Consider the following 12,790-nt stretch of genomic DNA (forward strand, 5'->3'; position numbering starts at 1 on the left):
GGCTGCGCACCGTCGACAGGCACGCGCGGGAGAGTGTGGGGTTACCCACCGCCGAAGGAGCAACCGCCCCGGAATCTCTCAGGCACAAGGGACCGCGCGGGCACGACACTCTGGAAAGCGGACGCGGCCCGGCCACGTCCCACCGAAGGGGTAAGCCAGGCGACTGGCGAAAGCTCTCAGGTTCCGTGACAGAGGGGGCGATGGAACGGTGCGCGAGGATTCCGCGCCGTTTCGTCGAGTTCCTCTCGAATCCGGAGTGCCGCGATGAGCCAGCAAGTCCAGGACCAGCCCATGAGCGGCGATCCCGAAGGCGGGGACGGCACCGAGGAGCTTCGCCTGCTTCCGCTCGACCAGTGGCACCGCGCCAGGGGCGGCCGCATGGTTCCCTTCGCCGGCTACGAGATGCCCGTCCAATATGAAGGCATCATGGCCGAGCACCTCTGGGTGCGCGCGCATGCCGGGCTGTTCGACGTGAGCCATATGGGCCAGCTGACCTTCACCGGCGAAGGCGTCGAGGCTGCGCTGGAGGCGCTGATGCCCGCGGACATCCAGGCCGCGAAGCTCGCGCACCCGGTCTATTCGCTGCTGATGGCCGAGAATGGCGGCATCCTCGACGACCTGATGCTGACCCGCCTTGGCGAAGGCGAAGTCTATATGGTCGTCAACGGCGCCTGCAAATGGGACGACATCGCCCATTTCCGCGAGTTCCTGCCCGACGAGGTCGGCATGAACCACATGGAGGACCATGCCCTGCTCGCGCTCCAGGGCCCCGAGGCGGCCGCCGCGCTGGAGCGCGTGGTCCCCGGCGTCTCCGCCCTGGTCTTCATGCAGGGCGCGCCCTTCCAGTGGCAGGGCCATGACCTGTGGATCAGCCGCTCGGGCTATACCGGCGAGGACGGGTTCGAACTCTCCGTGCCCGTCGAGGGAGCCGAGGCGCTGGCCGATGCGATCACCGCCCAGCCCGAAGTGAAGCCGATCGGCCTGGGCGCCCGCGATTCGCTGCGCCTGGAGGCCGATCTGCCGCTCTATGGCCATGATCTCGACGCCGAGACCACGCCGGTGGCGGCCGCGCTCGGCTTCGCGCTCAAGAAGCGCCGCCGCGAGGAAGGCGGCTTCCCCGGCCACGCCCGCATCATGCTCGAGCGCGAGAATGGCTCGATCCTCAAGCGGGTCGGCCTCGTCGTGGAGGGGCGCCAGCCGGTCCGCGAGGGCGGTCTCGTCCTCGATGCGGACGGCAACGAAGTCGGCAAGGTCACGAGCGGCGGCTTCGCGCCGACGCTGCAGCAGCCGATCGCCATGGCCTATGTGCCGGCGGCCAGCGCCGAGCCCGGCACGAAGATCACCCTTGCCCAGCGCGGCAAGATCCATTCGGCGGAGGTCGTGAAGATGCCCTTCGTCCCCCATCGTTACGTCAGAAAGGGAGCCTGATGAGCCGCTATTTCACCGAGGACCATGAGTGGATCGACGTCGACGGCGACACCGCGACCGTCGGCATCACCGAATATGCCCAGAGCCAGCTCGGCGACATCGTGTTCGTCGAAGTGCCGGACGAGGGCAAGCAGGTGTCGAAGGGCGACGATGCCGCCGTCGTCGAGTCGGTCAAGGCTGCCTCGGACGTCTATGCGCCGGTCTCGGGCACGGTGATCGAGGGCAATGCCGAGCTCGCCGACAACCCCGCGCTGGTCAACGAGGACCCCGAGGGCGAAGGCTGGTTCTTCAAGCTCACGCTCAGCGACGCCGGCGAGCTGGAGAGCCTGATGAACGACAGCGCCTATCAGGAATACGTCTCGAAGCTGTGACCTGACTTAGCCCCTCTCCATTCGGGGGAGGGGTTGGGGGTGGGAGAGGTCTCACAGAGCCAGCGCTCGTGGATGGGGCCCACCCCAACCCCTCCCAAACGGGGAGGGGCCTTGGAGGAATTGAATGCGCTACCTGCCCCTTACCCAGCCCGATCGCGAGGCGATGCTCGGCGTCGTCGGCGCCAGGTCGATCGACGACCTCTTCGCCGACGTGCCCGCCAGCGCGGTGCTCGACGGCCCGATCGCCGGCCTGCCGATGCATGCCAGCGAGCTTGCCGTCGAACGCCACATGACCAGGCTGGCGGCGAAGAACCTGGCGGCGGGGGCGGCGCCCTTCTTCCTCGGCGCCGGCGCCTATCGCCATCACGTGCCGGCGAGCGTCGATCACATCATCCAGCGCGGCGAGTTCCTCACCGCCTACACGCCCTATCAGCCGGAAATCGCGCAGGGCACGCTGCAGATGATGTTCGAGTTCCAGTCGCAGGTCGCGCGGCTGCTCGGCTGCGACGTGGCGAATGCCTCGATGTACGACGGCTCGACCGCGTGCTGGGAAGCCATCACCATGGCGCGGCGCGTCACCAAGCGCGGCAAGGCGATCCTCTCGGGCGGCCTCCACCCGCATTATGTCTCGGTCGCCGAGACCATGGCCAAGTTCACCGGCGACCAGCTCGTCACGTCGCTGCCGACGCTGAGCCCGACCCCGGATACCGATGACCTGATCGCCCGGATCGACGACGACACCAGCTGCGTCGTGGTCCAGTATCCCGACATTCTCGGCCGCATCGCCGACCTCTCCAAGCTCGCCGAGGCCGCGCATGCGAAGAAGGCGCTGCTCGTCGCCGTCGTCACCGAGCCGGTGGCGCTGGGCGCGATCAAGGCGCCGGGCGAGATGGGCGCGGACATCGTGGTGGGCGAGGGCCAGTCGCTCGGCGTCGGCCTCCAGTTCGGCGGGCCCTATGTCGGCCTGTTCGCCTGTTCGGAGAAGCTGGTCCGCCAGATGCCGGGCCGCCTCTGCGGCGAGACGGTCGATGCCGAGGGCAAGCGCGGCTATGTGCTGACGCTCAGCACCCGCGAGCAGCATATCCGCCGCGAGAAGGCGACTTCCAACATCTGCACCAGCTCGGTGCTCTGCGCGCTCGCCATGTCGGTGCACATGACTTTGCTGGGCGAGAAGGGCCTGCGCCAGCTCGCCATGCTCAATCATGCCGGTGCGGATCAGGCTGCCGGCCGCTTGGCCCAGGTGCCGGGCGTCGAGCTGGTCACCCCGACCTTCTTCAACGAGTTCACGCTGAAGCTGTCGAAGGAAGCACGCCCGGTTGTGCGTCAACTCGCGGACCAGGGCATCCTCGCCGGCGTCTCGCTCGGCCGCCTCTATCCGGGCGCCGACGCACTCCAGAACGGCCTGATCGTCGCCGTCACCGAAACTACTACGCGGGAGGACGTCGAGACGCTTGCCTCCGCACTCGAGGAGGTGCTGGCATGAGCACGATCAACCAGTCCGGCTGGCGCCCCACCACCCCGGAAGCGGGCGAGGCCAGCGATATCTCGACCTTCACCGGCAACCGCGCACTGATGCTCGAAGAAGCGCTGATCTTCGAGATCGGATCGAGCGAGACCACCGGCGTCGATTTCGATTCGGTGCCGATCGGTAAGCCGCGCTTCGGCGATCTCTATCGCGACAGCGAGATCGGCCTGCCCGGCCTGTCCGAGCCCGAGACGGTGCGTCACTATACGCGTCTGAGCCGCCAGAACTATGCGATCGACCTGGGCCTGTTCCCGCTCGGCTCGTGCACGATGAAGCATAATCCGCGCCTCAACGAGCGCATGGCGCGGCTGCCGGGCTTTGCCGACATCCACCCGCTCGCGCCCGTCGACACGGTGCAGGGCGCGCTGGAAGTCATCGACCAGCTCGCGCACTGGCTGATCACGCTCACCGGCATGCAGGCGGTGGCGATGAGCCCCAAGGCCGGCGCGCATGGCGAGCTCTGCGGTATCCTCGCGATTCGCTCGGCGCTCGACGCGCAGGGCCAGCAGGACCGCAAGATCCTGCTCGTCCCGACCAGCGCGCACGGCACCAACCCGGCCACTGCGGCGTTCGCCGGCTTCTCGGTCGAGGACATCCCCGCCACCGAGGACGGCCGCGTCGACCTAGAAGCGCTCAAGGCGCGGCTGGGGCCGGACATCGCCGGCGTGATGATCACCAACCCCAATACCTGCGGCCTGTTCGAGCGCGACATGAAGGCGATCTCGGACGCGGTCCATGCGGCGGGCGGCTATGTCTATTGCGACGGCGCCAACTTCAACGCGATCGTCGGCCGGGTCCGCCCGGGCGATCTCGGCGTCGATGCGATGCACATCAACCTGCACAAGACCTTCTCGACCCCGCATGGCGGCGGCGGCCCGGGTTCGGGCCCGGTCGTGCTGTCGGCGGCGCTGGCGCCCTATGCGCCTTTGCCCTTCGTCGAGAAGCAGGGGGACAAGTTCCACCTCGTCGAGGAAGAGACCGCAGGCGAGCATCATGCCGGCACCTTCGGCCGCATGACCGCCTTCAACGGCCAGATGGGCATGTTCACGCGTGCGCTGACCTATATCCTCAGCCACGGCGCCGACGGCCTGCGCCAGGTCGCCGAGGATTCGGTGCTCAACGCCAACTATATCCTGCGCTCGATGGAGGACGTGCTCGACGCGCCCTTCGCCAAGTACGGGCCGTGCATGCACGAGGCGATCTTCAGCGACAGGGGCCTGCCCGAAGGCCTGTCGACCATCGACATCGCCAAGGGGCTGATCGACGAGGGCTATCACCCGATGACGGTCTATTTCCCGCTCGTCGTCCACGGCGCGATGCTGGTGGAGCCGACCGAGACCGAGAGCAAAGCGACGCTCGACCAGTTCATCGGCGCCTTCCGCAGCGTGGCCGCCCGCGCCAAGAACGGCGACCCGACGATCCGCACCGCGCCGCACTTCGCCCCGCGCCGCCGCCTCGACGAGACGCTCGCCGCGCGCAAGCCGGTGCTGGCGTGGAAGGCGCCGGCCGCAGCCGAAGCGGCGGAATAGTCCCCGGCATCCTCTTGCCTCGGGGGAGGGCCGAATAGCGAAGGGCCGGGGCTTCATGCCTCGGCCCTTTCTCTTGGGTGTCTGCTGCCGATAGGATATTTTCCTTTGCGCCGCAGACCGATAGCCCCGAAACCGTGCAAATGCGGTTTGCCCTGTCGCGTGCCGCCGGGGCAGCGTGCCGCGAAACGGACAAAGGGGAATCCGACATGAAGACCGCGCTGCTCGCCGCCACCGCCATCGCCGCCGCCACGTTTTCCGCGCCGATGCCGGCCTATGCGGGCAACGACCCCTTTGTCGGCGAGATCATGCTCTTTCCCGTCCGCTATTGCCCCGATGGCTGGGTCGAAGCCGATGGCCGGCTCCTGCCCATCCGCAACTATCAGGTGCTCTTCACGCTGCTGGGCAACAGCTATGGCGGCGACGGCAGGACGGACTTCGCGCTGCCCGACCTGCGCAAGGTGATCCCCGCCGCGGCGACCGACCCGCAGAAGCAGCTGCGCTATTGCATCGCGGTGCGCGGCGATTACCCCCGGCACCCCTGAGCGCCGGGCTCAGATCCAGCGGCGCACTGCGGACTTGTAGCTGAGATAGCGCTCGCCGAACTTGCGCGCGAGATAGCTTTCCTCGCGCTCGATCACTTCGCGCTGGATCACGATGATCAGCGGGAAGAGCAGCAGCAGGGCGATCAGGCTGTCCATCCAGATCGCCACGCCGGCATAGGCCAGCGCCATGCCGAAATACATCGGGTTGCGCGACCAGCGATAGACGCCGTCGGTGACGAGTGCGGTGGAGCGCTTCCACGGCTTGTGATCGGTGCCCGCGGCCCGGAACAGCCCCAGGGCGGAGAGCATGATCCCGATGCCGAGCAGGGTCGCCAGCGAGCCCAGGCCGCGCTCGGTCGAATGGGCGAGCGGCAGGTCGGGGCTGCCCAGCAGCTTGCCCAGTGCCAGCCCCACCACCAGCGTGCCAAGGAAAGCGGCCGGCGGTGCGAACTTCACCCCCGCGCTATCGTGATCGACGTCCATGAACCCTCCGGGCGCCCTGATGGACCGGCGTGGCCGCATGCGCAATCCTCTTGCCTTTGCCAACCAGTTCGGCTGGCATAGATGCTGTATTACTTGTATAGATCACTTGCAAGTTCCGGGGGTCTCGATCGATGCACACGCAGCCCGTCCATCCCAATCCGCTCTACCAGCTCATCCCGATCGCGATCATCCTCGTCGTGCTCGCGCTGCGCTTCCGCCGGCTCACGCGCGAACGGCCGTTGCGCATCGAGCGGCTGTGGATCGTGCCCGCGCTCTATCTGGCGATCACCGCTTTCACCTTCTGGAACATCCCGCCGGCGCCGATGACCTGGGCCGCGGCGGCGGCCGCCCTGCTCGCCGGAGCTGCGCTGGGCTGGCAGCGCGGCCGGATGATGCACATCCAGGTGAATCCGGAGACGCACGAGATTTCGCAAAGGGGCTCGCTTGCCGCGATGGCGTTCATCCTTGCGCTGGTCCTCATCCGCTCGCTGGCCCGCAACGCCGACTCGCTGGGCATCCCCGGCATGCATTTCGACGTGATGGCGATGACCGACGTGCTGATCGCCTTCGCGCTCGGCATGCTGACGGTGCAGCGGGTGGAGATGTTCCTGCGCGCCCGCCGCCTGCTCGAGCAGGCGCGCGGCGGGTGAGGCGTCACGCCCCCGCCACCGAACGGAACCGCGATCCGATCGCCGCGGTGCTGGCGGAGGAACTGCCCGCGCGCGGCCATGTGCTCGAGATCGCGAGCGGCAGCGGCGAGCATTGCGCCTTCTTCGCCGGGCGCTTTGCCGACCTGGTCTGGCAGCCCAGCGACCCCGATGCCGATGCGCTGGCCTCGATCGCGGACTGGTGTGCCGGGCTGGCCAATGTCCGCGCGCCGCTGGAGATCGATGCGGCGACGGGCGCCTTCCCGGCGGCGGACGCGATCCTGTGCGTCAACATGGTCCATATCAGCCCCTGGGAAGCGACGCTCGGGCTGCTCGCCGGGGCGGGCACGGCGCTGGCCCCGGGGGCGCCGCTGATCCTCTATGGCCCCTATCGTCGCGAAGGGGTGGCGACGGCGCCGTCGAACGAGCAGTTCGAGCTGTGGCTGAAGGACAGGGATTCCCGCTTCGGGTTACGTTTCGTGGAAGCCGTGACCGCGGCGGCCGCGCCGCACGGCCTGTCGCTGGAACGGCTGGTCGAGATGCCGGCGAACAATCTGATGCTGGTGTACCGGCGGGCCTAGGGCGCTCCGCCCTGGAGCGGAGGGGAGCGGCAGGATCACACCGGTTCCATCTCCGCGCTGGTGACCGCCGGGCCCACGCCGCGCTTGCGCTCCCGCCACACGATGTAGAGCCCGCTTGCGATGATCACCGGCGCGCCGAGCCAGGTCCAGGCGCTCGGCCACATGCCGAAGATCGCCCAGCCATAGAGCGTGCCCCAGATCAGGCTCGAATAGTCCATCGGCACCACCGCGCTCACCGGGGCGTGCTTCACCGATCCGGTCAACGCCAGCTGGCCGACTCCGCCGATCAGCCCGATTCCCACCAGCATCGCCCAGGTCACCGGGTCATGCGGCTTGAACGAGAAGGCATAGGGGATCGCCAGCACCGGCACGGAGAGGACCGAGAACCAGAACACCGTCGTCCCCGTCGCTTCGGTCTTGCCGATCTGGCGCAGCAGGATCGCCACGATCGCCACGAAAAGCGCGGCGAGCAGCCCCACCATCGCCCCGAACGCCGGAATATGTGCGCTCCCCGGCTGCGCAACGATCAGCACGCCGACGAATCCCGCGATCACCGCGCCCCAGCGATGCCAGCCGGTCGGCTCCTTGAGCAGCAGCGCGCCCAGGATCGTCGCGAAGATCGGCACGGTGAACTGGAAAGTCACTGCCTCGGCCAGCGGCAGCAGCAGCACCGCGCCGAAGGTGAAGACCATGCCGGTCAGTCCCACGGCCGTGCGCGAGACGTGTGCGCCGAAGCGCCGCGTCCGGATCGATCCCAGGCCAGGGCCCGCTGCCACCCAGGCGGTCACCAGCGGCACTGCCCAGAGCTGGCGATGGAACATCGTCTCGACCAGCCCGGCGCCGCGCATCTCGGCCAGCTTGATCAGCGCCGACATCGTAGCGAGGCAGGCGACTGCGAAGAGCCGCAGCAAGATGCCCTTCAATATCTGATCGCCCTGCACCTGTCCGCCTTTGCGGCAGGGGCGCGCGGGCGGCAACCCTCAATGGCCGGTGGCGAGCAGTTGCGGATAGACCTGTTCGAACCGCGCCGGAGGGAGCGCCGCGATCGCTTCGAGCGCGGCCAGCCCCGCGTCGCACGAAGCCGCCGGCCTCGCTTCCGCCGGTGAGGCCGCCCGGCCGGCGGGGTGATCGCGCGCCTCCCCCGCGGCTTCCCACAGCGCGATATTCTGCCGGAGATACAGTTCGCGCAGGTCGGGCGCGAACCAGCCGGCATCGTCCAGCGGGTCCGCGAAATAGGCGTCGCACCGCTCCGGCGATGTCGCAGCGAGCTTGCCGACCAGCGCGATCTCCGCCGCCAGATAGGCGCGCAGCTGCGGCGCCGGCGCCTGGATCAGGCCGGCGCGGTGGCGCCGCGTCGCCTCGCCGACGAACGCGCCTGCCGCCTGCTGGATGTCCTGCGGTCCGCCGCCGGCCCGGGCGCGCTCGGCCACCACCGTCTTCAGCGCCTCGAAATCCTCGGGGAAGGTCCGCTTGATGGTCGCGCTCAGCAGCCCGCCGGGCCGGTCGGCGAGCAGCTCGCGTTCCACCGAGGCCGGATCGGTGAGGGGGTTCTGCGGGCCCGCGGGTCGAACCTGGGTGATCGCCCAGGCCATCGCGCCGAGCACCACCAGCACCAGTGCCAAGGTCCGCCACCGTCCGCTCACTGCATCCCCCAAACCATCGACCCGTCCAACTGGCGCGGGAAGGGCTGCACAATCAAGTGTGTCTCCTCTTTGCCGCGCCAAGCTTTGCCGCTATCCGCCCGATCATGATCAAGCATGCGCTCAACGTCACCCGCGAAGCCAATTTCGCCGAATGGTACCAGACCGTCATCACCGAGGCCGACATGGCCGAGGAAAGCGGCGTGCGCGGCTGCATGGTCATCCGGCCGTGGGGCTATGGCATCTGGGAGCGGATCCAGCGCCTGCTCGACGATCGCATCAAGGCGACCGGCCACGAGAATTGCTATTTCCCGCTGTTCATCCCGCTCTCCTATTTCGAGAAGGAGGCCGAGCATGTCGACGGCTTCGCCAAGGAGATGGCGGTCGTCACGCATCACCGGCTGATCCACAAGGACGGCAAGATGATCCCCGATCCCGAGGCGAAGCTGGAGGAGCCGCTGGTGGTGCGCCCCACTTCGGAGACGGTGATCGGCGCCGCGTTCAGCCGCTGGGTCCAGTCGTGGCGCGACCTGCCGGTGCTGATCAACCAGTGGGCGAACGTCGTCCGCTGGGAGATGCGCACCCGCATGTTCCTGCGCACCGCCGAGTTCCTCTGGCAGGAAGGGCACACCGCCCATGCCAGCGTGGAGGAAGCGCGCGAAGAGACGATGAAGATGCTCGAAGTCTATCGCAGCTTCGCCGAGGAATGCGTGGCGATGCCGGTGATCGCCGGCGAGAAGCCCGAGAATGAGCGCTTCCCCGGGGCGGTCTCGACCTATTCGATTGAGGCGATGATGCAGGACGGCAAGGCGCTCCAGGCGGGCACCTCGCACTTCCTCGGCACCACCTTCTCGAGCGCGCAGGACATCAAGTTCCAGAATTCGGAGGGCCAGCTCGAGCTGGCCCAGACGACGAGCTGGGGCATGTCGACCCGCATGATCGGCGGCCTGATCATGACGCATGGCGACGATGACGGCCTGCGCGTGCCGCCTCGCGTCGCGCCCTGGCAGGTGGTGATCGTGCCGATGCTGCGCGACAATGACGACGACGCCGCGCTGATCGACTATTGCAAGGGCATCCAGCAGGAACTGGCGCGGCAATATGCGTTCGGCGAGCCCGTTCGCGCGCTGCTCGATCTGCGCGCCGCCAAGGCGGTCACCAAGCGTTGGGGCTGGATCAAGAAGGGGGCGCCGCTCGTCGTCGAGGTCGGCGGGCGCGACATGGCCGGCGGCAACGTCTCGGTCACCGTCCGCACCGACCTGTACAAGGAGGACGGCAAGCTCAATTCGGCCATCGTTGCGCGCGACGCGTTCCTCGCCGAGGCCATCGGCCGGCTCGAAGCGGTGCAGAAGGCGCTGTACGATGAAGCCAAGGCGCGCACCGATGCGAACATCGTCCGCGACGTCGCCGACTTTGCCGGGCTGGAGAGCTATTTCGAGGGCGCGGGCAAGTTCCCCGGCTGGGTCGAGGTCGAATGGGCCAGGCCGAGCGGCGCCGAGCTCGACAAGGTGGTCGAACGGTTGAAGGCGCTGAAGCTCACGTTCCGCAACGTGCCGAACGATGCGGCGCCCGCCGCCGGCACCTGCATCTTCACCGGCGCGCCGGCGGTCGAGCGCATCCTGGTGGCGCGTGCGTATTGAGCCTCGTCACGTCGGATCGAAATCCGCGCCCCGGCCTTGTGACGGGGTGACGGGATAGGGGCATGCGCACGCTCTTCCCCACCTTGCTGTACGAGCAGCCGCTGGGCGACTCCGATCTCCTGGAGGCGCTGGAGCAATCCTGCCTCCAGCTCGCCGAGGACGACATGGCCGGCCGCCGCTGGTGCCGTGAGCATGAGTATCGCGGCTACACCAGCTACGCCTCGCTGGACGACCTGCCGATCCGCGACCCCAATTTCGCCGATCTCAAGCGCCTGCTCGACAAGCATGTCGCGAAGTTCGCCAAGGCCTGCGCCTTCGATCTGGGGGGCAGGAAGCTCAAGCTCGACAGCCTCTGGGTGAACGTGCTCGACGGCAAGGGCGGGCACGGCGCGCACATCCATCCGCACAGCGCCGTCTCGGGCACGCTCTACGTGGCGCTGCCCCCGGGCGCGCGGGGCCTGAAGCTCGAGGATCCGCGCCACGCCATGATGATGGCCGCGCCCCCGCGCCTCGAAGACGCGCCCGAGGCACTGCAGGGCTTTGTCGAGATCGTGCCCGAGCCCGGCACGGTGCTGCTCTGGGAAAGCTGGCTGCGCCACGAGGTCCCGCCCGGATCGGGCAAGGCGCAGCGGATCAGCATCAGCTTCAACTATCGCTGGGGATGACTGCCGTCCGCTGGTGACGCGGGACAGCCATCGGTATATTCCGGAGGGCCGCACAGGGGTTTTCCAGGAGCGCGGTCATGGAGCTTCTCGCTATCGTGCTGGGCCTGTTCGGGGCTTCCGCCTCGGCGCAGGGCTATGATGTCGCGGCAAGCGGCAGGCTTGTCGACAGGGACAGCTGCTACAGCTTCCAGGTGCCGGCGGGATGGAAAGTTGTGGCGGGCAACCCCATTCCCTTGCTTGTCTCCGGGCCGCCTGGAGAACGCCCCTATTCGCTGCAGACCCTGCCAAGGGGATTTGCGACTCTTGCGATCGGCCGGCGATCCGACGAGGCGAAATCGATCGAGGAGCTGATGGAACTGCGGCGCCGGGCCAACGCATTTTCCTCGACGCGTAGCGTTTCCCATGCGTCGGTTACGGGCATCACGCGAGCCGTCGAGGCGCGGTCGACCGACAATGCCAACGAGCCGGGCGAGCAGACCATCGCGCTGTTCTTCGTATTTCGAGACCAGCCCCTCGCTGCCTATCTGAGCTTCTATCGGAGCGATCGAAGGCGCAGCCAGTATCCGATAGCCCTTGACCGGCTGCTCGCCAGCGTCCGGCCCTTGGCCGGTTCCACGGGATGCGCGGTTCCGGCCGGGCACAGGGCCGCGCGGAGAATCGGCGGAGGATGATCGCGCGGCGCACCCTGCTCGCCGGTGCGTTGGCGCTGCCGCTTTCGGCCCGGGCCGGCGAACCATGGGATGCGGTGGTCGACCCCGCCACCGGCACCCTCGGCGCTGCGCTGGCGCAGGCGGAGAAGGCGGGGCGCCCCTTCCGCATCCTGCTCCGGCCCGGCATCTTCACCGAGAAGCTGACGGTGCGCGCGCCCGGCGTCACTCTTCAGGGCAGCCCCGGCACGGTCCTCCAATATGGCACCGCGGCCGGCACGGCGAAGCCCGGTGGCGGCAGCTGGGGTACCGGCGGATCGGGGACGCTCGCCATCGCCGCGCCGAACGTGACGCTGCGCGGCCTCACCATCCGCAACAGCTTCGACTATATCGGTGCGCGCCGGGACGGCGCCGGCAATGGCGCGCAGGCAGTGGCGCTGGCGGTGGGCCGCGAGGCGGACCATATGATCGTCGATCGTTGCGTGCTGCTCGGCTATCAGGACAGCTTCTACCTCCAGGCTCGCAGCCTGATCACCGATACCCGTATCGTCGGCGGGGTGGACTTCATTTTCGGTGGCGCGGCGGCCTGGTTCGAAGGCTGCGAGATCGTCACGCGCTACGTCCCGAACGCCGATGGCTTCGGCTATGTCGCTGCGCCCAGTACTCCCGCCGCGCAGGAATTCGGCCTGGTCTTCTCTCGCTGCCGCCTGCGCCGCGAGGCCGGCGTGCCGGATGGCTCGACCTGGCTCGGCCGCCCCTGGCGTGCCGGCGGCAACATGGCGCTCACGGGCCAGGCGGCGTTCCTCCAATGCTGGATGGACGCCCATATCCGCCGCGAAGGCTGGACCTGGATGGGATATAAGGGACCCGATGGCGAGCAGCGCCGCCTGACCCCGCCCGAGGCGCGGCTATGGGAGTTCGGCAATGCCGGGCCGGGCGCGGCGCCGGCCGGAGCCGATCGCCGGTTGCTGACGGCGGAAGCGGCGAAGCGCTTCACTCGGGCCAATGTGATCGGGTTCTAGCCCGTTGCCGCCTTTCCGGCGGATGGCGCGGCCTTCGCGCCCTTCGGGAACCGACTCGGCCCGCCGCGCG

The 12,790-nt window shown here is 68.3% G+C and carries 14 protein-coding genes and 2 riboswitches; of the genes, 11 read left to right on the plus strand and 3 right to left on the minus strand.

Going from position 1 to position 12,790, the window contains the following annotated elements; genetic code table 11:
* Window positions 1–16: 16 nt before the first annotated feature.
* Window positions 17–105: riboswitch (glycine riboswitch) on the plus strand.
* A gap of 1 nt (window position 106) precedes the next feature.
* A riboswitch (glycine riboswitch) is annotated at window positions 107–196 on the plus strand.
* Window positions 197–291: 95 nt separating this feature from the next.
* The 5 genes from gcvT to BGP17_RS09230 all read left to right on the plus strand — a co-directional run bounded on the left by gcvT (window position 292) and on the right by BGP17_RS09230 (window position 5,395).
* Window positions 292–1,428, plus strand: coding sequence for a glycine cleavage system aminomethyltransferase GcvT (gcvT, locus tag BGP17_RS09210; RefSeq protein WP_286711809.1), 1,137 nt, complete (start codon window positions 292–294; stop codon window positions 1,426–1,428).
* Complete coding sequence (gene gcvH / locus BGP17_RS09215) at window positions 1,428–1,799, plus strand: glycine cleavage system protein GcvH (protein ID WP_286711765.1); 372 nt, start codon at window positions 1,428–1,430, stop codon at window positions 1,797–1,799. Before gcvT ends, gcvH begins: the two co-directional genes overlap by 1 nt.
* Window positions 1,800–1,923: 124 nt before the next feature.
* On the plus strand, window positions 1,924–3,282 hold the full coding sequence (gcvPA, locus tag BGP17_RS09220; RefSeq protein WP_286711766.1) for an aminomethyl-transferring glycine dehydrogenase subunit GcvPA: 1,359 nt from the start codon (window positions 1,924–1,926) through the stop codon (window positions 3,280–3,282).
* Window positions 3,279–4,853, plus strand: a complete 1,575-nt coding sequence (gene gcvPB, locus BGP17_RS09225) for an aminomethyl-transferring glycine dehydrogenase subunit GcvPB (protein ID WP_286711767.1) — start codon at window positions 3,279–3,281, stop codon at window positions 4,851–4,853. The genes gcvPA and gcvPB overlap by 4 nt, the downstream gene beginning before the upstream one ends.
* Window positions 4,854–5,059: 206 nt before the next feature.
* Complete coding sequence (locus BGP17_RS09230; protein WP_167301075.1) at window positions 5,060–5,395, plus strand: phage tail protein; 336 nt, start codon at window positions 5,060–5,062, stop codon at window positions 5,393–5,395.
* 9 nt (window positions 5,396–5,404) lie between these two features.
* On the opposite strand, the gene BGP17_RS09235 is transcribed toward BGP17_RS09230, so the two are convergent.
* Complete coding sequence (locus BGP17_RS09235) at window positions 5,405–5,878, minus strand: methyltransferase family protein (RefSeq protein WP_167301074.1); 474 nt, start codon at window positions 5,876–5,878, stop codon at window positions 5,405–5,407.
* Between the two features lie 131 nt (window positions 5,879–6,009).
* On the opposite strand from BGP17_RS09235, the gene BGP17_RS09240 reads away from it, so the two are divergent.
* Window positions 6,010–6,528, plus strand: coding sequence for a CcdC protein domain-containing protein (locus tag BGP17_RS09240; protein ID WP_286711768.1), 519 nt, complete (start codon window positions 6,010–6,012; stop codon window positions 6,526–6,528).
* Window positions 6,525–7,106 carry a DUF938 domain-containing protein gene (locus BGP17_RS09245; RefSeq protein WP_286711769.1) on the plus strand — a complete coding sequence of 194 codons (582 nt, stop codon included), beginning with the start codon at window positions 6,525–6,527 and terminating at the stop codon, window positions 7,104–7,106. The genes BGP17_RS09240 and BGP17_RS09245 overlap by 4 nt, the downstream gene beginning before the upstream one ends.
* 35 nt (window positions 7,107–7,141) lie before the next feature.
* Here the strand turns inward: BGP17_RS09245 and BGP17_RS09250 are convergent, their stop codons facing one another.
* Both BGP17_RS09250 and BGP17_RS09255 read right to left on the minus strand, forming a co-directional pair.
* Complete coding sequence (locus BGP17_RS09250) at window positions 7,142–8,047, minus strand: DMT family transporter (RefSeq protein ID WP_167301072.1); 906 nt, start codon at window positions 8,045–8,047, stop codon at window positions 7,142–7,144.
* A 39-nt stretch (window positions 8,048–8,086) separates the two neighbouring features.
* Entirely contained in the window at window positions 8,087–8,749 is a 663-nt protein-coding gene (locus tag BGP17_RS09255) for a hypothetical protein (protein WP_286711770.1), read from the minus strand.
* 104 nt (window positions 8,750–8,853) lie between these two features.
* On the opposite strand from BGP17_RS09255, the gene BGP17_RS09260 reads away from it, so the two are divergent.
* From BGP17_RS09260 to BGP17_RS09275, 4 genes are all read left to right on the plus strand, one after another.
* A complete protein-coding gene (locus BGP17_RS09260) occupies window positions 8,854–10,386 on the plus strand; it encodes an aminoacyl--tRNA ligase-related protein (protein WP_286711771.1) in 1,533 nt (510 codons plus the stop codon).
* A 62-nt stretch (window positions 10,387–10,448) separates the two neighbouring features.
* Window positions 10,449–11,051, plus strand: coding sequence for a TIGR02466 family protein (locus BGP17_RS09265; RefSeq protein WP_286711772.1), 603 nt, complete (start codon window positions 10,449–10,451; stop codon window positions 11,049–11,051).
* Between the two features lie 95 nt (window positions 11,052–11,146).
* Window positions 11,147–11,722, plus strand: a complete 576-nt coding sequence (locus BGP17_RS09270; RefSeq protein ID WP_286711773.1) for a hypothetical protein — start codon at window positions 11,147–11,149, stop codon at window positions 11,720–11,722.
* A complete protein-coding gene (locus BGP17_RS09275; RefSeq protein ID WP_286711774.1) occupies window positions 11,719–12,720 on the plus strand; it encodes a pectinesterase family protein in 1,002 nt (333 codons plus the stop codon). The genes BGP17_RS09270 and BGP17_RS09275 overlap by 4 nt, the downstream gene beginning before the upstream one ends.
* Window positions 12,721–12,790: the final 70 nt, after the last annotated feature.

Source organism: Sphingomonas sp. 67-41 (assembly GCF_001899725.1).
Lineage (GTDB): Bacteria > Pseudomonadota > Alphaproteobacteria > Sphingomonadales > Sphingomonadaceae > Sphingomonas > Sphingomonas leidyi.